Source organism: Burkholderia arboris (assembly GCF_038723655.1).
Taxonomy (GTDB): domain Bacteria; phylum Pseudomonadota; class Gammaproteobacteria; order Burkholderiales; family Burkholderiaceae; genus Burkholderia; species Burkholderia arboris.
Genome location: NZ_CP109823.1, coordinates 559,836 through 582,084, shown reverse-complemented (window position 1 = coordinate 582,084; position 22,249 = coordinate 559,836). Strand labels below are relative to the sequence as shown.

Sequence of the window (22,249 nt, the reverse complement as noted above, 5' to 3'; positions counted from 1 at the left end):
CGCGTGCGTCGTCCGGTCGCAGGCCGGACGCCCGCCGGCTTGATCGTCGTCAACATCCGGGCCCGCCGTCGGCCGATGATGGTGACATGGCCGCGCGCGACAGGGCGCGCGGCAGTTCACCCCAGCGAGGTTCGCATGTACAAGAAGATCATGGTGGCCGTCGACGGCAGTGCTTCGTCGAAACAGGCGCTTGCCGAGGCCGTGAAAGTGGCGCTGGCGAGCGACACGCACGTCAGCGTCGTGTATGTGGTCGACAAGTCGGTGCTGTTCACGTACGCGGGACGTTTCGATCCGCACGCGCTCGTCGAGGAAATCCGCGACGACGGGCGCAAGGTGCTGCGTGAAGCCGAACAGATCGTCGCGCTGGCCGGCGCGAAAGGCGAAGCCGAACTCGTCGAGACCGAGAGCATCGGCGAGGACATCGCGGAGCGCCTGCAGCGCTACGTGAAGGAGCACGGGATCGATCTCGCGGTGGTCGGCACGCACGGGCGGCGCGGGATCCGGCGCGTGCTGCTCGGCAGCGTCGCCGAGCGCTTCGTGCGCGGCTCCAAGTGCCCGGTGCTGCTGATTCGCGGCGACGATGCCGACGAAGCGGCGGCCGCGGCTGCGGCGTAACGCGGCGCTCGAGCGATGATCCGCCGCCAGTACCGCATCGTCGTCGCGGCGATCGCCGTGTTCGTGTCGCTCGTGGGGATGATGGCCGTCGTAACGGGGCTGCTGTTCGACGAAGCGATGGCGCTGCGTGGCGGCGCGATCGCATTGATCGTCGGTGTGGGCGGCTTCGTCGTGATGCTCAATCCGGGCGCGAAAGGCGAGGAATGACGCGGGGAGGCTGCGTCTTTCCTTGAGGGAACGCGTGCAGGCACTATCGTGCTCGAAGAACGACAACATAGCTGATGGGGCAGCCGGGCATCGATCAGTCGAAAGTCGTCGTTGCGATGATGTCGAACACGAAGCAGCGCTTTGTGGCCAACGGTCATGCGATGGCGAACGCGTCGGGGCACGTCTATATGCTGTCCCGTGACGATCCCTGTCAGCAGTGACCGTCGTTGCCCTGACGATCACCGCTTCCGTCGAGATTACGTGCCGCTCGCACCGGGCGCCGCCGCGCTGTCCGGGCTCGCCTGCACGTCCAGCCGCTTCAGCGTTTCCGCCAGCTCCGCGTTCTTCGGCTGAAGCTTCTGCGCCTGCGCGAACGCATCGCGCGCTTCATCCCGGCGCCCCAGTTTCCACAGCACTTCACCCTTGTGCGTCAGCCCGGTCGCATGGGCTTCGCGCGCGTCGCCGTCGTCGTCCTTCGCGAAGATCGCGATCGAGCGGTCGAACCACGTGAGCGCCTCGTCGTTGCGGCCGAGGCGATATAGCGCCCAGCCCTTGCTGTCGAGCGCATACGCATCGTCGGGCGACTTCGCGAGATGCGTGTCGATCATTGCGAGCCCGCGATCGACCTCCACGCCCGCATCGACGAGCCGGTAGCCGATATCGTTCAGGCGATCGTCCGGAATCGTGTCGAGATCGAGCACGGCAGCCACGCGGCTTGCGTCGCGTTCGGCGATCGCGAGCGACAGCAGCTTCGCGACGATCTGCTGCCGCAACTCGCCGCTGATCCGGTCGCTGTTGGTGACCAGCGTGCCGAGGTACTGCGTGTACAGGTCCGGCGTGCCGGGTTCGTTCGCGCTGTTCGCGATGGTCAGGCCCGGACCCGCGCACCAGTCGGTGTCGGCCGCTTTTTCCAGCATGCCGACGTAAAGATTGACGTTCCGCGGCGTGCGCGATTGTGCGTAGTAGGTGTAGCCGTTCGCGTCCGAATAGCCGCATGCCAGATATTCGTTCTCCACGTCCAGCACGTACGGGAAACGGCCGAGCGACGCCTTGCCGCCCGGATCGACCAGCCGGAACGATTCGCCCAGGTCGCCGTCGCCGACGACCGGGTTGAACACCCACTGCTTCTGCGGATGCGATTTCGGCAGCCGGATCCGGATCGTGCGGCCCGCCGCGTCGGTCGTGCCGAAGATCACGCTGTCGTGCTCGCCCGGCTTGACGGGCAGCCCCGCGATGACCTGGCCCGGAAGGAACAGCCGGTAGCGCGCGTTCGGCAGCGGCTGTTGCGTGACGGGGTCGCGCAGCACGAACTGGTGAACGTAGGCGCCTTTGCCGAGCGACGCCGTCGGCGCGACGTAGGTGCGCGCGTGGGCGACGGGCAGGCCGGTGCAGCTCAAGGCCGCGGCAACGAGCGCGGCGAGAAGTCGGGATGTCATGAAATGGCGGTTCTTGTATGTAAAGGTGCGATGGTCCGACGGCCGGAAATGCACTGAACAAACCGCGCGGTCTTTGATGAACGGCCGGCTGCGGTTGGCGAATCCCGATGCGGTGGATCGGATCGTCCAGTGCAATTCAATGCGGAGTCCGCCCGCCGTCACGGGATGCATGACGGCAACGGACGGGCAACGCGGGAATGCAGTGCGCAGCATAACAGGCCGTGCCGCGCGCTCGATCCCCATTCGATTTCACTGTTGCGGATAGATGAACGATTCCGTGATTTGTATCAAGTCGTGATATGTCGATCCGCCTGACAATGGGTTCGATCACGGTGAGAAGGACGAAATGATCGACATTCGATCGTCCTTTACAACCGGTATTTCGCCTCCTTAAATAATCAGGGTCTGCCAAAAGACCGGAAAAACGAGATCCCCATGAGCCATTTCCTGGACAGATTGCGTTATTTCTCCACCACCAGGCCACGCTTTTCCGACGGGCACGGCGCCGTCACCGACGAAGACCGCAAATGGGAAGACGGTTACCGGATGCGCTGGCAGCACGACAAGATCGTCCGCTCCACCCACGGCGTGAACTGCACGGGTTCGTGCTCGTGGAAGGTCTATGTGAAAGGCGGGATCGTCACCTGGGAAACCCAGCAGACCGACTATCCGCGCACACGTCCCGACATGCCGAACCACGAGCCGCGCGGCTGCTCGCGCGGCGCGTCGTACTCGTGGTACCTGTACAGCGCGAACCGCCTCAAGCATCCGATGGTGCGCAGCGCGCTCGTGAAGCTGTGGCGCGAACGCCGCCGCACGCTCGGCCCCGTCGAAGCATGGCGCTCGATCGTCGACGACGATGAAGCGCGCCGTTCGTACCAGAGCCGGCGCGGGCTCGGCGGCTTCGTGCGCGCGAGCTGGGACGAGGTCAACGAGATCGTCGCGGCCGCCAACGTGCACACGGTCGAGCGGCACGGCCCCGATCGCGTGGTCGGCTTCTCGCCGATTCCCGCGATGTCGATGGTGTCGTACGCGGCAGGTTCGCGCTACCTGTCGCTGATCGGCGGCGTGTGCCTGAGTTTTTACGACTGGTATTGCGACCTGCCGCCGGCGTCGCCGCAGACCTGGGGCGAACAGACCGACGTGCCGGAATCGGCCGACTGGTACAACTCGACGTTCATCATGATGTGGGGCTCCAATGTCCCGCAGACGCGCACGCCGGACGCGCACTTCCTCGTCGAGGCGCGTTATCGCGGCACCAAGGTCGTGTCGGTGTTCCCCGATTACTCGGAAGGCGCGAAGTTCGGCGATCTGTGGCTGCACCCGAAGCAGGGCACCGACGCGGCGCTCGCGCTCGCGATGGGCCACGTGATCCTCAAGGAATTTCATCTCGCCGGGAAGAGCGACTACTTCTCCGACTACTGCAAGCGCTACACCGACATGCCATGCCTGGTGCGCCTCGTACCGCACGGCGACGGCTACGTGCCCGAGCGCCTCGTGCGCGCGTCGGATTTCGACGACGCGCTCGACGAGGCCGCGCATCCGGACTGGAAGACCGTGATGATCGACGACGCGAACGGCGAGTTCGTCGTGCCGGTCGGCTCGGTCGGCTTCCGCTGGGGGCAGCAGGGCGACGCCGACAAGGGCAAGTGGAACCTGCGCGGCGAGACGTCGAAGGGCGCGGCGCTGTCACCGCGGCTGTCGTGCACGGCCGAGCACGACGACGTGGTCGACGTGCTGTTCCCGTACTTCGGCAACCAGCCGCACGCGCACTTCAACTCGACGCAGCATGCGTCCGAGCTGTCGCGCCGGATCGGCGTGCGGCGCATCGCGACGCGCAACGGCGACATGCTGGTCGCGACCGTCTACGACCTGTTCGTGGCGAACTACGGGCTCGACCAGGGCCTCGGCGGCCGCGACGTCGCCGCGAGCTACGACGACGACCTGCCGTACACGCCCGCATGGCAGGAAACGATCACCGGCGTGAAGCGCGCGGACGTGATCTCGGTTGCGCGGCAGTTCGCGGAGAACGCGCACAAGACGCAGGGCAAGTCGATGGTGATCATCGGCGCCGGGATCAACCACTGGTTCCACATGGACATGTCGTACCGCGCGATCATGAACATGCTGATCATGTGCGGCTGCATCGGCAAGCCGGGCGGCGGCTGGTCGCACTACGTGGGCCAGGAGAAGCTGCGTCCGCAGACGGGCTGGACGGCATTGTCCGGTGCGCTCGACTGGAGCCGCCCGCCGCGCCAGATGAATTCGACGTCGTTCTTCTACGCGCACACCGATCAGTGGCGCTACGACCCGATGGACCCGGCCACGCTGCTGTCGCCGCTCGCGGACAAGTCGCAGTTCCATGGGGCGCCGATCGACTACAACGTGCGCGCGGAACGGATGGGCTGGCTGCCGTCCGCGCCGCAACTGTCGGTGAATCCGCTGAAGGTCGGCGCGGCGCTCGCCGATCCCGCGCACGCGGGCGCCGATGTCGCGCGGCAGTTGAAGGCCGGCACGCTGAAGCTGGCAAGCGAGGATCCCGACGCGCCCGGCAACTTCCCGCGCAACCTGTTCGTGTGGCGCTCGAACCTGCTCGGTTCGTCGGGCAAGGGTCACGAGTATTTCCTGAAGCACCTGCTCGGCACGACCAACGGCGTGCAGGGCGAGGATCTCGGTGCAACCGGCGGCTCGCGTCCCGAGGAAGTGACGTGGCACGACGAAGCGCCGCGCGGCAAGCTCGACCTGCTCGTGACGCTCGATTTCCGGATGTCGACGACCTGCATGTACTCGGACGTCGTGTTGCCGACTGCGACCTGGTACGAGAAGGACGACATGAACACGTCCGACATGCACCCGTTCATCCATCCGCTGTCGGCGGCCGTCGATCCCGCATGGGAATCGAAGAGCGACTGGGAGATCTTCAAGGGGATCGCGAAGCGCTTCTCCGAATTGTGCGACGGGCATCTCGGCGTCGAGCGCGACGTCGTGCTCGCGCCGATCGCGCACGACACGCCGGGCGAGCTGGCACAGCCGTTCGACGTGCAGGACTGGAAGCGCGGCGAATGCGAACCGGTGCCGGGCCGGACGATGCCGACCGTGACCGTCGTCGAGCGCGACTATCCGAATACGTATGCGCGTTTCACGTCGCTCGGGCCGCTGATGGACACGCTCGGCAACGGCGGCAAGGGCATCGGCTGGGACACGAAGGACGAAGTGACGCTGCTCGGCGAGCTCAACTACAGGGTCGCCGACGGCACCGCGCAAGGGCGCCCGCGCATCGACACGGCGCTCGACGCGGCCGAGGTGATCCTCGCGCTCGCGCCCGAGACCAACGGCGAAGTGGCGGTGAAGGCGTGGCGCGCGCTGTCCGGCATCACGGGCATCGACCACACGCACCTCGCTGCCGCGCGCGCCGACGAGAAGATCCGTTTCCGCGACATCCAGGCGCAGCCGCGCAAGATCATCTCGTCGCCGACCTGGAGCGGGATCGAATCCGAGCACGTGTCGTACAACGCCGGCTACGTGAACGTGCACGAACTGGTGCCGTGGCGCACGATGACCGGCCGCCAGCAGCTGTACCAGGATCACGCGTGGATGCGCGCGTTCGGCGAATCGCTGTGCGCGTACAAGCCGCCGGTCGATACGGGCAGCTACGCGCACATGCTCGGCACGCGCTCGAACGGCAACCCCGAACGTGTGCTGAACTTCCTGACGCCGCACCAGAAGTGGGGGATCCACAGCACGTACACGGACAACCTGCTGATGCTGACGCTGTCGCGCGGCGGCCCGATCGTATGGATGTCGGAGGACGACGCGAAGGCGATCGGCGCGGTCGATAACGACTGGATCGAGTGCTACAACTCGAACGGCGCGTTGTGTGCGCGGGCCGTCGTCAGCCAGCGGATCCCGTCCGGGATGGTGATGATGTACCACGCGCAGGAGAAGATCGTGAACACGCCGGGCTCCGAGATCACCGGCACGCGCGGCGGCATCCACAACTCGGTCACGCGCATCGCGTTGAAGCCGACCCACATGATCGGCGGCTACGCGCAGCTCGCGTACGGCTTCAACTACTACGGCACGGTGGGCTCGAATCGCGACGAGTTCCTGATCGTGCGCAGGATGAACAAGATCGACTGGCTCGACGGCGAAGAGACTGCGGTCGATCCCGCAATGCACGCGATAGGGGCCTTGCATGGGACGGGAGTAGGCGCTAAAGCGCCAACTCCCATCGACACGGGAGAAACGTCATGAAGGTACGCGCACAGATCGCGATGGTGCTGAACCTCGACAAGTGCATCGGATGCCATACCTGCTCGGTGACCTGCAAGAACGTGTGGACGAGCCGCGAAGGGATGGAATACGCGTGGTTCAACAACGTCGAGACGAAACCGGGCATCGGCTATCCGAAGGACTGGGAGAACCAGGACCGCTGGCGCGGCGGCTGGCGGCGGCGCGCGGACGGCAAGATCGAGCCGCGCCTCGGCAGCAAGTGGCGACTGCTCGCGCAGATCTTCGCGAATCCGCATCTGCCCGAGATCGACGACTACTACGAGCCGTTTACGTTCGACTACGCGCACCTGCAGGAAGCCGGCAACACGCGCGCGATGCCGGTCGCGCGGCCGCGCTCGGTGATCAGCGGCCAGCGGCTCGAGAAGATCGAGTGGGGGCCGAACTGGGAGGAAATCCTCGGCGGCGAGTTCGAGAAGCGCGCGAAGGACACCAACTTCGAGAACGTGCAGAAGGACATCTACGGGCAGTTCGAGAACACCTTCATGATGTACCTGCCGCGCCTGTGCGAGCACTGCCTGAACCCGGCGTGCGTCGCGTCGTGCCCGTCGGGCTCGATCTACAAGCGCGAGGAGGACGGCATCGTGCTGATCGACCAGGACAAGTGCCGCGGCTGGCGCATGTGCGTATCGGGCTGCCCGTACAAGAAGATCTACTACAACTGGCAGAGCGGCAAGGCCGAGAAGTGCATCTTCTGCTATCCGCGCATCGAGGCCGGCCAGCCGACCGTGTGCTCGGAAACCTGCGTCGGCCGCATCCGCTATCTCGGCGTGCTGCTGTACGACGCCGATCGCATCGGCGAAGCGGCCAGCGTGGAGAACGAGAAGGACCTGTACGAAGCCCAGCTGTCGCTGTTCCTCGATCCGGACGATCCGGCCGTGATCGCGCAGGCCGAGCGCGACGGCGTGCCGGCCGCGTGGATCGACGCCGCGCGGCGTTCGCCGACCTACAAGATGGCGATCGACTGGAAGATTGCATTCCCGCTGCACCCGGAATACCGGACGCTGCCGATGGTGTGGTACGTGCCGCCGCTGTCGCCGATCAACTCGGCCGCGAACAGCGGCGCGCTCGGGATGAACGGCTACCTGCCGGACGTCGAATCGCTGCGCATCCCGCTGCGCTATCTGGCGAACCTGCTGACGGCCGGCGACGAGGCGCCCGTGAAGCTCGCGCTCGAACGGCTGCTCGCGATGCGTGCGTTCATGCGTGCGCGCCACGTGGACGGCATCGACGCGCGCGGCGTGCTCGACCAGGTCGGGCTGTCGCTCGCGCAGGTCGAGGAGATGTATCGCTATCTCGCGATCGCGAACTACGAGGATCGCTTCGTGATCCCGACCGCGCACCGCGAGTATGCGGAGAACGCATACGACCTGCGCGCGTCGTGTGGCTTCTCGTTCGGCAACGGCTGCTCGGACGGCCGTTCCGAAGCGAGCCTGTTCAGCCCGAAGAAGGGCAACAAGACCATCCCGATCCACGAGGCTTCCCGATGACGAGCACCGCATCCGATCCGACCTACGCGGCGCTCGCGGCGCTGCTCGACTATCCCGACGCATCGCTCGTCGACGCGCTCGACTCGATCGAAGCGCACCTGCGCGACCGCACCCGCGCGCCGAAGTCGGTGCGCGCAGGCCTCGACCGGTTCTTTGCCTATGTGCGCGAGCGCGACCTGCTGACGCTGCAGGAGAACTACGTCGGGCTGTTCGACCGTGGCCGCGCGACGTCGCTGTACCTGTTCGAACACGTGCACGGCGAATCGCGCGACCGCGGGCAGGCGATGGTCGACCTGCTGCAGATGTACGAGCGGCACGGGCTGTTCCTGAACCCGGGCGAATTGCCCGACTACCTGCCCGTGTTCCTCGAATACCTGTCGCGGCTGCCGGTACCCGACGCACGCAAGCTGCTCGCCGAAACCGGCGAGATCCTGCGCGCGCTGGCCGGCCAGCTCGCGCAGCGCGGCAGCCATTACAGCTTCGTCGTCGGCGCGCTGTTGCCGCTGGCCGGCCTCGCGCCGGCCGACGCGCCGGATGCAGCCGACGACGACGTGGCCGCCGAGCGGCCGAGCGCCGACGACTACCGCGCGCTCGACGCATCGTATGCGGACGAGGCCGTGCGCTTCGTCGGGGCAGCGACGCCGGCGGAGCAGACCGTGCGGTTCCACGACAGGCGGCCGGCCCGCGGCGCGTAAGCGCGGGCCCAACTGGGGAAAGACATGAACGCTTACTTGCATCAGTTCCTGTTCGGGATCTACCCGTACATCTGCCTCGCCGTCTTGCTGGTCGGCAGCCTGATCCGCTTCGACCGCGAGCAGTACACGTGGAAAAGCGATTCGTCGCAGCTGTTGCGCCACGGCATGCTGCGGCTCGGCAGCAACCTGTTTCACTGGGGTGTGCTGGTCGTCGTGCTCGGTCACTTCGGCGGCTTTCTGGCGCCGCACTGGCTCGTGTCGCCATTCCTGTCGGCGTCCGGGCACCAGCTCGTCGCGATGGTGGCGGGCGGCGCGGCCGGCGTCGCGGCGATCGTCGGGCTCACGATCCTGATCTGGCGTCGCCTGGGCGATCCGCGCATCCGTCGCAACAGCCGCCAGTCCGACATCCTGATCGTGCTGATGCTGTGGGTGCAGCTTGCGCTCGGGCTCGGCACCGTCGTGCTGTCGACGCGGCACATGGACGGCGCGATGTTCGAACAGTTGACCGATTACGTGAAGGGCGTCGTCACGTTCCGGCCGGATATCGCGAGCCTGCTCGTCGGCGTGCCGCTGACGTACCGGCTGCACATCCTGCTCGGTTTCACGATCTTCCTCGTGTCACCGTTCACGCGGATGGTGCATATCTGGAGCGGGATCGCGTCGGTCGCGTACCTGATCCGCCCGTACCAGCTCGTGCGCAAGCGCTAAGGAGGCCGCATGAACGACGTTCTCTCCGATGCACCGGTCGTCTTGCGCATCAACGGCATCACGATCGACGACGCTGCGATCGCGGCCGAGGCCGCGCATCACGGCGATACGCCCGATCCGCTCGACGCGGCACGGCGCGCGCTCGCGGTGCGCGAGCTGCTGCGGCAGCGCGCGATATCGCTCTCGCTGCTCGACGAGGGGGCACCGCTCGACGACGCGGCCGTCGACGCGTTGCTCGAACGCGAACTGACGCACGTGCCCGAACCCGATCGCGCGGATTGCGAGCGCTATTACGCGCAGCACCCGGCGCGCTTTCGCCGCAACGACATCGTCTATGCGAGCCACGTGCTGTTCGCGATGACGGATCGCGTGCCGCTCGCGCCGCTGCGGCAGCGCGCGGAACGGGCGCTCGCCGATGTCGTGGCCGCGCCCGGGACGTTCGAAGCGGTCGCGCGCGCGTCGTCGAACTGCCCGTCGGCGGAAGTCGGCGGCAGCCTCGGGCAACTGCTGCGCGGCGATACGGTGCCGGAATTCGAGGCCGCGCTGTTCGATACCGACGGCATCGGCGTGCTGCCGAAACTCGTCAACACGCGCTTCGGCTTCCACATCGTGCGCATCGAGCGTCGCGTGGAGGGCGACGCGGTGCCGTTCGACGAAGCCGCCGGCCAGATCGCCGCGTACCTGTCGGAACGCGTGCGGCAGCGGGCGATGCGGCAGTACGTGGCGATTCTCGCGGGTGATGCGCGCGTCGAAGGCGTCGAATTCGACGGCGCGAACGGGCCGCTGGTCCAGTAACGGAGTCTTGCGTATGGCAATTCAACAAGGTAATGCCGGGCCGGTCGTGAACGCGCCGGCCGTCCCGCTGCGCGCGTGGTCGGTGCTGGCCGCGAGCACGCTCGCGTTCATGGTGTGTTTCGTCGTGTGGATGATGTTCGGCGTGCTCGGCGTGCAGCTGCGCACCGACCTCGGGCTGAACAGCACGGAGTTCGGGCTGCTCACGTCGACGCCGGTGCTGACCGGCGCGCTGATGCGCTTGCCGCTCGGCACGTGGACCGACCGCTTCGGCGGCCGCATCGTGATGACGGTGCTGCTCGTCGTGTGCGCGGTGCCCGTCTATGTCGTCAGCTACGCGACGCAGCTGTGGCAGTTCCTGCTGATCGGGCTGTTCCTCGGCTGCGTCGGCGCGTCGTTCGCGGTCGGCACGCCGTATGTCGCGCGCTTCTTCCCGCCGCAGCGGCGCGGGCTCGCGATGGGCGTGTTCGGCGCGGGCACGGCCGGCGCGGCCGTCAACTTGTTCGTCACGCCGCTGCTGCTCGATGCGTACGGCTGGCGCGTCGTGCCGCGCATCTACGCGGTCGCGCTGCTCGTCACGGCGCTGATCTTCTGGTTCGCGTCGGCGCCCGATCCGGGCGCGGGCAAGCGCGGCGGGTCGATGCTCGACGCGTTCAAGGTGCTGCGCGACCCGCGCGTGTGGCGGCTCTGCCAGTACTACTCGATCACGTTCGGCGGCTTCACGGCGCTGTCGCTGTGGATTCCGCAGTACCTGAAGAGCGAGTACGGAATGTCGCTCGTGATGGCTTCCGCGTTCGCGGCCGGCTTCTCGCTGCCGGGCTCCGTGCTGCGCGCGCTCGGCGGCGCGCTGTCCGACCGCTTCGGCGCGCATGCGGTCACGTGGTGGGGGCTGTGGGTCGCGTGGATCGCGTTGTTCCTGTTGTCGTACCCGGCGACCGACTTCGTGATCCACACGATCGACGGCACCGCGACGCTGAACGTGTCGATGCCGGTGGCCGGTTTCGTCGCGTTGACCTTCGTGCTCGGCGCGGTGTTCGCGCTCGGGATGGCGTCGACCTTCAAGTACGTCGCCGACGACTTCGCGGACAACATGGGCGTCGTCACCGGCATCGTCGGGCTCGCGGGCGGGCTCGGCGGCTTCCTGCTGCCGATTCTGTTCGGCGTGCTGCTCGACCTGCTGCGCGTGCGCACGACCTGCTTCATGTTCCTGTACGGGATCGTGTGGGTGTCGTTGATCCTCATCTACCTGTCGGAAGTGCGGCGCACGCCGGTCACGGGCTGACGGGGCGCGATCGATGCGCGGGCGCGATGCCGGAAGGCTCGGGATCGCGCCAGTGCGGCGCTTCCCTCTGAAGGCGCGCACGACGTATCCGGCCGCGCGCGCTTCTGTCAAACTGGCGCCCATGAAACCGCGCCTCATTTCGCCGCCTTCCCCCGATTCCGCGCCTGCGCCCGCAGGCTTTCCCGACGCCGACGAACTGGCCGCGCTGCGCGCGTGGTATGCGGGCATGACCGTGCGCCAGGCCGTCGAGCGCTACTTGCCCGATCGCCTGGGCGACGGGCGATCGGCGCGCGGCGTGATCGGCGCGATTCGCCGCCGCCTCGTGCGCGTCGCGCGGCAGGCCGGTCGGCCCGAACTCGCGGAACGGCTCGGGCATGCCGACGGTGAGCGTTTGCGGGAGGCGAAGGCCGCAACCGAAGCGATCGGCCTGCTGCGTCATGCGCGGGCACCGGTCCCGCAGATCAGCGACGACGTCGGCCTGTGGCTGCCCGCCCGCGCGGTCGGCGCGCTGCGCGCGCATGGCATCGCGACGCTGGCCGACCTGACGGTGCGCATTCCGCGCCGGCGCCAGTGGTGGAGCCCGATCGCGGGCCTCGGCGTGGCCAGCGCGCGGCGCATCGAGGCATTCTTCGCCGCGCACCCGGACCTGACCGAACGGGCGCGCGCACTGATCGCCGCGACGCCGCGCGGCAGCATCGTGCCGTGGGAACAGCTGAAGCTGCCGCACGAGGTCGACGGCTCGGCCGGCACGTTCCGCGCGCCGCGCGCGACCAGCACGCTCGACGCGGACAACGACTACGCGGCCGTGCACGCATGGCTGTCGCTGCACGAATCGGCCGCGACGCGGCGCGCATACCGCAAGGAAGCAGAGCGGCTGATACTGTGGGCGATCGTCGAGCGCGGCCGCGCGCTGTCGTCGCTGACGACCGAGGATGCGGTCGCGTATCGCGCGTTCATCCGGCGCCCGACGCCGCACGAGCGCTGGGTCGGGCCGGTGCGGCCGCGCGGCGCGCCCGACTGGCGGCCGTTCTCGGGCGCGCTGTCCGCGCGCTCGGCGGCGTACACGCTGTCGGTGCTCGGCGCACTGTTCCGCTGGCTGATCGAGCAGCGCTACCTGCTCGCGAATCCGTTCGCGGGCGTGAAGGTGCGCGACACGCGCGGCGCGAACGCACTCGACACGTCGCATGCATTTACCGAAGGCGAGTGGCTGCTGGTCCGCACGATCGCCGACGGTCTCGAATTCCGGAAGCGCACACCGGCCGGCGCGCCGCAGCCGGGCTGGACGCCGGGCGCCGCGCAACGGCTGCGCTTCATTCTCGATTTCGGCTATGCGACCGGGCTGCGCGCGAGCGAGCTGGTCGGCGCGACGCTCGGCGGCATCGAGACGGATGCGCACGGCGACGCGTGGCTGAAGGTGATCGGCAAGGGCAGCAAGGCCGCGCGTGTCGCGATGCCGCCGCTTGCGCGTACGGCGCTCGATCGCTATCTGGTCGCGCGACGGTTGCCGGTGACGCCCGCGCGCTGGCGGCCCGATACGCCGCTGATTCCGAGCCTCGCGGAAGACGATGCGGCCGCGATCACGAGCGTGCGGCTGTGGAAGGTGATGCAGCGGTTTTTTGCGCAGACGGCCGATGCCGTCGATGCCGACAACCCGGCGCTGGCGCAGAAGCTGCGCCAGGCGAGCCCGCACTGGATGCGGCATACGCATGCGACGCACGCGCTTGCACGCGGGGCCGAGTTGACGACCGTGCGCGACAACCTGCGGCATGCGTCGATTTCGACGACATCGATTTACCTGCATGGCGACGACGTGAAGCGCGCGCGGCAGATGTCGAGTGCGTTTGCTGCGGACAAGTAGCGGCGTCGCGCGCGGCAGGCGGCCGCCGCTTTAGCGGCATGCCGCGCATCCGCATCCGTCCCGTTGCGCGAGTTGCTGCGCCGCACGCGCGACGACCGCATGACGATCGGGCCGTACGCGCTCGAACAGCGCGCAGACGGAAGCGAGCACATCCTGGGCGGCAAGTTCGGGGCGCCCGCAGTCGAACGGCGGCTCCGGCGCATATTCGATGCCGAGCTGCACCGCCTGTGCGTATTCCGCCCCTGCGACGTCGGCCATCACCGCGAGCGCCATGTCGATGCCGGCGGTCACGCCGCCGCCCGTGACGATCCTGCCGTCGCGCACCACGCGCCCTTCGTCGACGATCGCACCGAACGGCGGCAGCAGGTCGCGCCACGCCCAGTGGCAGGCCGCCCGTCGTCCTCGCAGCAACCCGGCCGCGCCGAGCACCAGCGACCCGCTGCACACCGACGTCACATAACGCGCATCCTGCGCGAGCCGGCGCACCTCGCGGACGAACGCATCGTCGGCGATCGCGTCGATCACGCCGAGCCCGCCCGGCACGCAGACGAGATCGGCATGCGCGATGTCGGCGAGCCGCCCGACCTCCGCAACGGCGAGGCCGCTGTCCGCGCGAATCGATCCGCCGCGAACGGAAGCGCGGTGAATTTGTGCGCCCGGAAGGCGCCAGAACACTTCGTCCGGCCCGGTGAAATCGAGCTGCGTGACGTGATCGAACAATGCGAATACGACGATGAACGGCGTGGCGGCCATCACGATCCCTCGAAGGCATGAGCGGCCTGTAGCATCGCGCCGCGCGCGGCCTGTCGCAAGGTCATTTCTCCCGCACTTTCTGCCATGCGCGCGCACCGTTTCGCGCGGATCCGCCGGAGGTCGGCATGCAAAAAGAGCTGGTCGTCGAGCATCTGGCGAATGTCGCACGGGAAGCGACATTTTCGCCCGTTCACATCTTCACGCGCGCTACCTGGCGTGTTTCGATCGCCGGGGTTGCGCCGGTGACCGGATGCAAACGTTCGTCGAAGTCATCGAGACTCGGGAATGGAAGCGGTGATTCCGTCGCGAGCGACGACAAGCGGCTTCGCCAGGCGGCCAGATAGTCGAGTCGCACGTCGTGCGTGACATAAGGAACATGCCAGGCCACGAACGGCTCGAGCACATCGAGCCCGGTATAGCCGAGCGTGCCTTGCAGCAGCGGCCGCAGCATGTCCATGAGTGGCCCGTGGACGCCGTCGTCAGCGAACATGTGAGCCTGTCCGCCCAGCGTGAGACTCACCACGGCGCGCTTCCCGCGCAGGCCGCCGCGATTGTAGAAGCGCATGCCGCCATAAACGGGTCCGGAGACGAGAACGCGATCGATCCAGCCCTTGAGTATCGCCGGGGTCGAGAACCAGAACAGCGGAAAGTTCAGGATGAGCAAGTCGCATCGCATGAGCTTCTCGAGTTCGTCCTTGATGTCCGGGGCGATGGTGCCGCCGGCAACGCCATGGCGCTGCTCGAGTGCATAGACGCAGTAGTCGGGGTTGGCGCGTGTTCCGAAGTCATCGGCGGATGCGACGGGATTGAAACCCATGGCATAGAGATCCGACACCTCCACTTCGTGCCCGGCGCCGCCGAGCACATCGACTGCCGTGGTTTTGAGTGCCGTGCAGAATGACTGCGGTTCGGGATGCGCGTGGACGATCAGGACTTTCATGAAAGCTGGCCTCGTGACGAAAGGGCAATGGATACCGGCTGGAACGCGGGTATCAGGCGTGAAACCTGACTTCGCATCGAAAGTTTCGTCGCGCCGCGCGCTGCTGTACATTGGCGGAAGTGACAAACACTTTGCGAAATCCGACATGCACCGCGCGGCCATCCTTGCCTACGAAAATTGCTATGCCTTCAGCCTGGGGGGATTCGCCGACATACTTCAGGTTGCGAATTCCCACCTGAAGCGGCAGAACGGCGAAGCGGGGGCGCGCTACGAGTGGCATTTCGTGTCGCAGCATGGCGGTCCGGTCAGGACCAGCAACGGTCTGGAGATCAGTACGCAACCGATTCGCCCGCGGCAGCGATTCGACCTGGTGTTCGTCCCTAGTGCGCACTACGCCGGGCACAAGGCGTTCGACAAGCTGCTGGCGAGTCAATCGATGGCGTGCGACTGGCTGATCGCACAATGGCACGCCGGCGCTTGTGTCGCGGCAAACTGCACCGGCACCTTCATTCTGGCGAAGACCGGCCTGCTCGACGGACGATCGGCGACGACGACGTGGTGGCTCGCCGACCAGTTTCGCGCCAGGTTTCCCCGTGTGAATCTTCAGGTCGAACCCGTTCTGACTGAAGTCGATCGCCTGATTTGCGCCGGCGCATCGGCCTCCTATCTGCTGCAGACGATTCACATCATCGAGCGTCTGTCGGGGCCGACGATTGCGTCGCTCTGCGCGAAGACCATGCTCATCGACGTCAGCCAGACCCGGCAAACGCCTTATCTCCCGTTGCTGGCCGACAAGGTTCATGGCGATTCGCTGGTTCATCGCGCCCAGCACCGGCTGCAGAGGAGCATGGCAAAAGAGGTGCGGATATCGGTGCTCGCGAGCGAACTCGGCGTGAGCGAGCGGACCCTCATCCGCCGCTTTCAGGCCGCGCTGGATCAGACACCGCTGCGTTATTTGCAAAGCCTGAGAATCGAGGCGGCCCGTGGGCTGTTCGAGGCGGGCGACCTGAGTATCGAGGCGGTTGCAGTCAAGGTCGGCTATAGCGACGTGAGTTCGTTCTGCAGGTTGTTCAAGGAGCGGGTCGGGCTGAGCCCGGGCGCGTACCGTGGGCGTTTTCGAACATCCTGACCCGCGTGGTCCTCGCGCTTTTTCAGTGGCGCGCCGGCGGCCGGCGGCCGATGGCGAGCGATTCAGCCGTTCCGCCGCCTGGGCAACGCTGCCGTTTCGACACCGGTTGCGAAACGACGGCGCACGGCCAGATCCGGCAATATCGGGCGGATGTCGATCGTTCAAAAAAACAGGATCGTTGATGCAGATATTTCAAATATTCAGCATGCGCGTGGCTGGCTAGACTGAAAGCCGTCAATCCCCACCACAGGTGCCCTGATGGCCAAACCCGCCACCGATCTGGAAAAAATCACGCGATTCGCTCCAAAGCTCGCTCAGCTGAGCGAAGACGTGCTCTTTGGCGATGTCTGGCAGCGCCCCGAGCTTTCGCCACGGGAGCGCAGCATTGCCACCGTTGCTGCGCTCACGGCGCTCTATCGTCCCGAGCAACTGCCCGGACACCTGCAGCGAGCCATCGCCAACGGCGTCACGAAAGGCGAGCTGGGAGAACTGATCACCCACCTCGCGTTCTACGCCGGCTGGCCCGCCGCGGCATCCGCGATCAATGCGCTCGCCGCGCTGCCCGAATAACGGAGAGGTGTCCGATGCCTTACGCGAGAATTGCGTTGCTGGACGGTAAGCCCGCCGACTGGTTGGCGGCGATTTCGAGGAGCTTGCAGGAGGCGCTCGAGCAAACGTTCGAGGTGCCGGCCGGGGATTGCTTCCAGATCTTTCAGCAGTGCCGGCCGGGCGAACTGGTCTATGACCGGGACTACGGTGGCGGGCCGCGCACCGACGATTTCGTCCTGATCCACATCACGGCTGGCCGCGTGCGCAGTCCTGCGTGTAAAGCGGCGTTCTACGCGAAACTCGTCGAACGGCTCGCGGACAGCCCCGGTATCCGGCCCGCGGACGTGATGGTGATCATCGGCACGACCGGTGCCGACGACTGGTCGTTCGGGCATGGCCGGGCCGCATCGCTGACGGCGCCGCCGGCTCATCGGGCCGTACCGTGAGAATCGCGTTGACGTGAGGTCCGAACCAGGTCATGCGACGACGGAGAAAACGCCTTCGAGAGCCGATGCACCGAAAGGGCCGACGCGCATCGAAGGCGAAAGCGCGGGATGTCCACCATCCGGGCCGAGTGCTTCGACAAGCGCACGTGCGCGGAGCAGTCGATCGACGACTGCCGGCTTCGGTAAGGCGCCCCGGCCCGCATTCTCCGGCCGGTCAATCGCCGGACCGGTCGTCGCGCTCCGCGGCTACGCCCGCGAGCCATTCCGCATAACTGGACGCGACGCGTTCGCGCAGCTCGTCGTCATGCCACACGCGGATCACCTGGCCTGCCACGCCGCCTGCCGCGGGATCGAGGTCGATGCACAGATGGTTGCCGCTGCCGTCGTGCGTGAACGGAAGCCACTTGAGGTTGTACCAGTCGTCGCGAATGCCGGCGTCGGGCTCCGATGACATGCCGTCGAAGTCGCCGGACGCAACCAGTTTCTGCCAGATCGACCATTGCGCGACGATCTCCTGCGCGCTCAACAACGCATCGCTTTCGGCGAACACGGCGTCGGGATCGGCTTGCCCGTCGTGCAACCGGAGGCTGGCGATCAGGTCGTCCGGCAGCGTCGAACCCAGCGCGGCTTGGAGTTCGGCAATCGCAAGAGCGTCGGCCGGCCCGTTCAGGCCGCCCGGCAAGCTCGCGGGATGGGCGGCGATCGCGTGTTCGATGCGTTTCCATGCATCGTGAACATCAGGCGCAACGGCGCCGGCAACTGGTGCAGCGGCGGAGGCCGCGGCCTGCGGCGGCTGCGCCGGAACGGTCGCGGTGTCGTCCGTCGTGACATCGGTGCGCGACGCGCGCGTACCCGTGCCATCCAGTCGCAGAAACAGCACGGGCGTCCCGGCCGGCAGTGCATCGACGCCCGCCGGGATCGCGACGAGCACGTCGGCTTCGGCCACGCCGCGGATGGGGCCGTCACCCTGGAACGGCAGAAGACGGACCCGCGATTCGCCGCGTTCGGTGGCGGACAGATTGCCCCATCGCATCCCGTTGACTTCGGCATCGGATTCGATGTCGTGCGCGGTCAGTGCGGTTTCCCAATACGGCCCCGGCGTCGCCATGTGCTCCAGCAGGTCGAGCACGTGCGGGACGATCGTATGCAGCAGTACGGCGACGCCGCTCGTGTGACCCGGCAGGTTGACCAGCACGGCCTGGTCGTAGCGGGTGAACGACTCCGTCCGGTAGACGAAGCCGTCCGGCCTCGCGGATTTCACTGTCCACTTCGTCGGCGGCGAGCGGTCTTCGCTTCGCCCGACGTTGAAGCGTTCGCCGGGCACCTGCCGGACCTGGACCGTCTCCCGGCTGTTCGAATACATCATCTGCGCATTCAGGCCGCGAATCCCGAATGGCGCACCCGCCGGCAATCCGGCGCCGACGATCAGGTCGTAGCGGCTGGACAGCTCGACCAGCTGCTGCCTGAAGGCCCGTTCGTTGCGCTCCACCTCGGGCGACAACGAATCTGTCGAAGGCAACGGCAGATATTCGACGACCGGGACGTCGTAACCCCATTGCCGCAGCACCGCGCGCAGATACGGGCCCATCGAGTCGAATCGCTGCCAGGGTTCGCGCGCGTGGCCCGGCGGCGCCACATCGTAACTGGCGATCACGACGCCGACACGCGGCCGCCTCGTGACGGCAACGTCGCGCACACCTGCCGCTATCAGCGCCGCCTGTCGCGCGGGCGTGATCCGCATCCCTTTCGCGAGCAGCACGTGTCCTTTCCGGAATTCACTGCCGATGGCGATCACGTGCTGCCCTTCCGCCAGCGGCGCATGAAACCGCAGGCGTGCGCCCGTGTGCGAGTCGATCCACCGATGCTCGGCGTTCGGCGCAACCGTGTCGGCGTGATCCGGCATCGCGACGTAGGCGGGAATGCTGGCCACTTGCCGTTCGCCGAGCGCGCGGGCAGCCGGGCTGGCCGTTCGCGACGCCAGCTGGCCCAGCCCGACTTTGCAGTCGAGCTCGACGGGTTCCCGGCAAGAGGCGGTTGCTGTATCGGCCGCACGCAGCGCATAGCCGTCGCAGGCGGCCAGCGGAACGGACGGAACGTCGTCCGGGGCGAGGATGTCCTCCGCCGTGACGCGCAATGCCGCTTCGTCGATCGGGATCGACTCGCTCAGCATCGCGCCGGGAACGAGGCGCCGGCATGGTTCATAGGCTTGCCTGAGCCATGCGGGATAGCGGGCGGGTACGCTCATCGGGTTCCTCGTCGTGATGCTTCGTGGCACACCATTGTGCGGCCAGGTGGCCCGCGTCTCTCTCCAGACGCGTGACCGAAGGCGGATTTTTGTGAAGCGCTATTGGACGATTCATCGCGTTGCGATGTAACTGTCAGGTGTGTCAGGAGATTGTCGGCAGGGACGGCCCGGCCGGTGCTGGAACAGGCTGGCGGTCGACGAATGAATGACGCGCCGCAACGCATCGGCCGATGGCACGGAACGGTCGGTGCACGCGGCGGTCATAATTTTTTTCGCAAGGAGCAGTGAATGGCATCCAGCCAGAGCACGGTCGATTTCATCGTCGAGCAGATCGCGGCGGCCGGTACGGTCTCGTCCCGCAAGATGTTCGGCGAGTATGGCATCTATTGCGATGGCAAGATGGTCGCGCTCGTCTGCGACGACCGGCTGTTCGTCAAGCCGACCCCGGAAGGGCGCGCGTATCTCGGCGCCTGCGAAGAAGCCCCGCCGTATCCGGCCGCGAAGCCGCACCTCGTCATCGCCGGCGATCGCTGGGACGACCGCGAATGGCTGTCGGCATTGATCCGGATCACCGCCGCGCAGTTGCCGATGCCGGTGAAGCGGAGCCGATAGCGACAGTGCGCGACACGCAGGCGTATTCTGTGACACATGCGTGCGGCCATCGCGCGCCAGGGAGTACAAGAATGGAGACATCCGGACATCCGCGCGGCACGTGGCGTGCCCGCCGCGCGTGGCACGCGCTCGTCGCGGTTGCGTGTCTTGGCTGGAGCGCGTTGTCGTTCGGCGCGGACGGTGCGGGCGGCGCGGCCGCGTTGCTCGATCGCTATCGCAGCCTCGGCGCGCAACTGAAGGACAACGCGTTTCACCGGCCGGTGGTCCTCGAATCGGCGGAATCGTCGTCATCGCTGAAGGGCGACATCTACGCGGTGGTCGATTATCCGTTCGCGGTCGTGAGCGATCAGCTCGACGATCCTGCGCAGGGCCCGGCGAACTGGTGCGCGGTGCTGATCCTGCACCTGAACACGAAGTACTGTCACGCGTCGAGCGGCAGCAACGGCCCGGTGCTCGACGTGAACCTCGGCCGCAAGATCCAGCAGAAGCTGTCGGACACCTATCGCGTGCAATTCCGCTATCGCGTGGCGGCCGCGACGCCCGACTATTTCCAGGTCGACCTGACCGCCGACAGCGGCCCGATGGGCACGAAGGACTACCGGATCGCGCTGGAGGCCGTGCCGGCCGGCGGGTCGCGCACGTTCCTGCACCTCACGTATTCGTATGGCTTCGGCACGGTCGGCCGGATGGCGATGAAGACCTACCTGGCAACGGTCGGCAGCGACAAGGTCGGGTTCACGAACGTCGGCGCATCGGCCGCGCAGCCGCAGTACATCGGCGGCGTGCGCGGGCTGCTGGAGCGCAACACGATGCGCTACTACCTCGCGATCGACACGTATCTCGCGACGCTCGACAAGCCGCTCGACCAGCGCCTCGCGCGCTGGTTCGACGCGACCGAACAGTATCCGCAGCAACTGCACGAAGTGGAAAGGAACGCGTATCTGCAGATGAAAGCGCAGGAGGTGCAGCGGCAGCAGGCGGCGCGCTGACGGTGTGGCCCGCCGGCGCGCGGCCCGGCATCAGTTCGACGCGCCGCCGACCGTGCGGATGCTGTGCCACTGCCCTTGTTCGACGCGGAACAGCGTGTACGGCGGCTTGATCAGGTCGCCGCGCTCGTCGAACGAGATCTTGCCGGTCACGCCGGTCACCGATACGCCCGGCAGGCTCGCGACGATCTTGCCGCGATCGAGCGAATCAGCCTTGCGGACCGCCGCGATCATCGCGAGCGCCGCGTCGTACGCGAACGGCGCATACAGCTCGACGTCCTGGTTGAAGCGCGCCTTGTAGCGCTGCGCGAACGCGACGGCCGACGGCAGCTTGTCGAGCGCGGGGCCGGGCTCGAGATCCTGCGTGCCTTCGCCCGCGTTGCCGGCAATCTTCAGGAATGCGTTGCTTTTCAACGCGCCGGCGCCGAACAGCTGCGCGCGGATGCCGAGCGAGCGCATCTGCTTGACGAGCATCGCGCCTTGCTCGTCGAGCCCGCCGAAGAACAGCAGGTCGACGTTGTTGCTCTTCATCGTCGTCAGGATGCCGCGGAAATCGACGGCCTTGTCGTTCGTGTACTCGCGGCCGACGATGCTGCCGTGCGCGTCCTTCACGCCTTTCTCGAACGCGTCGGCGAGACCCTGGCCGAACGCGGTGCGATCGTCGATGATGCCGATCCGCTTCGCCTTCAGCTGTTCGACCGCGAAGCGGCCGGCCACCACGCCGCCGACGCCGTCGTGCCCCATCGTGCGGAACACGTTCTTGAAGCCCTGCATCGTCAGTTGCGGATTGGTCGAACCGGGCGTGATCATCGCGACGTTCGCCTGCTTGTAGACGGCCGACGCCGGAATGCTGCAGCCGGAGTTGTAGTGGCCGATCACGCCGACCACGCCGTCGTCGACCAGCTTCTGCGCGACCTGGATCGCGATGCGCGGATCGGCCTGGTCGTCCTGCACGTCGAGCACGAAGCGCACCGGCTTGCCGCCGACGGTCGGATGCTTCGCGTTCTCCTCGTCGAGTGCGAGCTGCGCGCCGTATTGCAGATCCTTGCCGACGCGCGCGACCGGCCCCGTCAGCGGGCCGGCGAAGCCGATCTTGACGGTTTCCGGGTCCGCGGCCTGCGCGGCCCCCGCGACCGTGCCGATCGAGCAGACGGCCAGCCATACCAGCCAGTGACGACGATTCATGATGCCTCTCCTTGTGTGGGTGGAAGTCGTG

21 protein-coding genes are annotated in these 22,249 nt (G+C 67.0%); 15 read left to right on the top strand and 6 right to left on the bottom strand.

Annotated elements, in window-relative coordinates:
- Positions 1-135 precede the first annotated feature (135 nt).
- The 3 genes from OHZ10_RS35265 (at position 136) to OHZ10_RS35255 (ending at position 1,043) form a co-directional block, all read left to right on the top strand.
- The gene (locus OHZ10_RS35265; RefSeq protein WP_059242111.1) at positions 136-615 is read left to right on the top strand and encodes a universal stress protein; all 480 of its coding nucleotides are present in this window, start codon (positions 136-138) and stop codon (positions 613-615) included.
- A gap of 15 nt (positions 616-630) precedes the next feature.
- Entirely contained in the window at positions 631-822 is a 192-nt protein-coding gene (locus OHZ10_RS35260; protein ID WP_342706465.1) for a DUF2964 family protein, read from the top strand.
- A gap of 74 nt (positions 823-896) precedes the next feature.
- Positions 897-1,043 carry a hypothetical protein gene (locus OHZ10_RS35255; RefSeq protein WP_340626134.1) on the top strand — a complete coding sequence of 49 codons (147 nt, stop codon included), beginning with the start codon at positions 897-899 and terminating at the stop codon, positions 1,041-1,043.
- A gap of 36 nt (positions 1,044-1,079) precedes the next feature.
- On the opposite strand, the gene OHZ10_RS35250 is transcribed toward OHZ10_RS35255, so the two are convergent.
- Positions 1,080-2,258 (bottom strand): tetratricopeptide repeat protein, encoded by a 1,179-nt coding sequence (locus tag OHZ10_RS35250; protein ID WP_342706464.1) that lies wholly within the window; start codon positions 2,256-2,258, stop codon positions 1,080-1,082.
- A gap of 435 nt (positions 2,259-2,693) precedes the next feature.
- Between OHZ10_RS35250 and OHZ10_RS35245 the strand changes: the two genes are divergently transcribed.
- The 7 genes from OHZ10_RS35245 (at position 2,694) to OHZ10_RS35215 (ending at position 13,373) form a co-directional block, all read left to right on the top strand.
- Positions 2,694-6,512 carry a nitrate reductase subunit alpha gene (locus tag OHZ10_RS35245; RefSeq protein ID WP_342706463.1) on the top strand — a complete coding sequence of 1,273 codons (3,819 nt, stop codon included), beginning with the start codon at positions 2,694-2,696 and terminating at the stop codon, positions 6,510-6,512.
- Positions 6,509-8,038 (top strand): nitrate reductase subunit beta, encoded by a 1,530-nt coding sequence (gene narH, locus OHZ10_RS35240; protein ID WP_342706462.1) that lies wholly within the window; start codon positions 6,509-6,511, stop codon positions 8,036-8,038. The genes OHZ10_RS35245 and narH overlap by 4 nt, the downstream gene beginning before the upstream one ends.
- Positions 8,035-8,733 (top strand): nitrate reductase molybdenum cofactor assembly chaperone, encoded by a 699-nt coding sequence (gene narJ, locus OHZ10_RS35235; RefSeq protein ID WP_342706461.1) that lies wholly within the window; start codon positions 8,035-8,037, stop codon positions 8,731-8,733. Before narH ends, narJ begins: the two co-directional genes overlap by 4 nt.
- A gap of 24 nt (positions 8,734-8,757) precedes the next feature.
- Positions 8,758-9,441, top strand: a complete 684-nt coding sequence (narI, locus tag OHZ10_RS35230; RefSeq protein WP_174994074.1) for a respiratory nitrate reductase subunit gamma — start codon at positions 8,758-8,760, stop codon at positions 9,439-9,441.
- A 9-nt stretch (positions 9,442-9,450) separates the two neighbouring features.
- The gene (locus tag OHZ10_RS35225) at positions 9,451-10,236 is read left to right on the top strand and encodes a peptidylprolyl isomerase (protein ID WP_174994075.1); all 786 of its coding nucleotides are present in this window, start codon (positions 9,451-9,453) and stop codon (positions 10,234-10,236) included.
- A gap of 13 nt (positions 10,237-10,249) precedes the next feature.
- The gene (locus OHZ10_RS35220) at positions 10,250-11,515 is read left to right on the top strand and encodes an MFS transporter (protein WP_059242098.1); all 1,266 of its coding nucleotides are present in this window, start codon (positions 10,250-10,252) and stop codon (positions 11,513-11,515) included.
- A 121-nt stretch (positions 11,516-11,636) separates the two neighbouring features.
- Positions 11,637-13,373, top strand: a complete 1,737-nt coding sequence (locus OHZ10_RS35215) for a site-specific integrase (RefSeq protein ID WP_342706460.1) — start codon at positions 11,637-11,639, stop codon at positions 13,371-13,373.
- Positions 13,374-13,403: 30 nt separating this feature from the next.
- Here OHZ10_RS35215 and OHZ10_RS35210 read toward each other — a convergent pair whose 3' ends face one another.
- From OHZ10_RS35210 to OHZ10_RS35200, 3 genes are read right to left on the bottom strand one after another with little or no spacing between them, the layout of a single operon-like run.
- Complete coding sequence (locus OHZ10_RS35210; RefSeq protein ID WP_059242094.1) at positions 13,404-14,126, bottom strand: DJ-1/PfpI family protein; 723 nt, start codon at positions 14,124-14,126, stop codon at positions 13,404-13,406.
- Positions 14,126-14,278, bottom strand: a complete 153-nt coding sequence (locus OHZ10_RS35205; protein ID WP_174994078.1) for a hypothetical protein — start codon at positions 14,276-14,278, stop codon at positions 14,126-14,128. The genes OHZ10_RS35210 and OHZ10_RS35205 overlap by 1 nt, the downstream gene beginning before the upstream one ends.
- 38 nt (positions 14,279-14,316) lie before the next feature.
- A complete protein-coding gene (locus OHZ10_RS35200) occupies positions 14,317-15,066 on the bottom strand; it encodes an NAD(P)H-dependent oxidoreductase (protein WP_342706459.1) in 750 nt (249 codons plus the stop codon).
- Here OHZ10_RS35200 and OHZ10_RS35195 point away from each other — a divergent pair.
- The 3 genes from OHZ10_RS35195 to OHZ10_RS35185 all read left to right on the top strand — a co-directional run bounded on the left by OHZ10_RS35195 (position 15,065) and on the right by OHZ10_RS35185 (position 17,190).
- On the top strand, positions 15,065-16,195 hold the full coding sequence (locus tag OHZ10_RS35195) for a GlxA family transcriptional regulator (protein ID WP_342706458.1): 1,131 nt from the start codon (positions 15,065-15,067) through the stop codon (positions 16,193-16,195). The genes OHZ10_RS35200 and OHZ10_RS35195 overlap by 2 nt on opposite strands.
- A gap of 258 nt (positions 16,196-16,453) precedes the next feature.
- On the top strand, positions 16,454-16,765 hold the full coding sequence (locus OHZ10_RS35190; protein ID WP_059242087.1) for a carboxymuconolactone decarboxylase family protein: 312 nt from the start codon (positions 16,454-16,456) through the stop codon (positions 16,763-16,765).
- Between the two features lie 35 nt (positions 16,766-16,800).
- Entirely contained in the window at positions 16,801-17,190 is a 390-nt protein-coding gene (locus OHZ10_RS35185) for a tautomerase family protein (RefSeq protein ID WP_226196821.1), read from the top strand.
- Positions 17,191-17,404: 214 nt separating this feature from the next.
- On the opposite strand, the gene OHZ10_RS35180 is transcribed toward OHZ10_RS35185, so the two are convergent.
- Positions 17,405-19,435 (bottom strand): SMI1/KNR4 family protein, encoded by a 2,031-nt coding sequence (locus tag OHZ10_RS35180; RefSeq protein WP_342706456.1) that lies wholly within the window; start codon positions 19,433-19,435, stop codon positions 17,405-17,407.
- A gap of 288 nt (positions 19,436-19,723) precedes the next feature.
- Here OHZ10_RS35180 and OHZ10_RS35175 point away from each other — a divergent pair, with 288 nt between their 5' ends.
- Both OHZ10_RS35175 and OHZ10_RS35170 read left to right on the top strand, forming a co-directional pair.
- Positions 19,724-20,047 carry a TfoX/Sxy family protein gene (locus tag OHZ10_RS35175; RefSeq protein WP_059242081.1) on the top strand — a complete coding sequence of 108 codons (324 nt, stop codon included), beginning with the start codon at positions 19,724-19,726 and terminating at the stop codon, positions 20,045-20,047.
- Between the two features lie 71 nt (positions 20,048-20,118).
- Complete coding sequence (locus tag OHZ10_RS35170; RefSeq protein WP_059242079.1) at positions 20,119-21,036, top strand: hypothetical protein; 918 nt, start codon at positions 20,119-20,121, stop codon at positions 21,034-21,036.
- 30 nt (positions 21,037-21,066) lie between these two features.
- Here the strand turns inward: OHZ10_RS35170 and OHZ10_RS35165 are convergent, their stop codons facing one another.
- Positions 21,067-22,218, bottom strand: a complete 1,152-nt coding sequence (locus OHZ10_RS35165) for a branched-chain amino acid ABC transporter substrate-binding protein (RefSeq protein ID WP_059242078.1) — start codon at positions 22,216-22,218, stop codon at positions 21,067-21,069.
- Positions 22,219-22,249 lie beyond the last annotated feature (31 nt).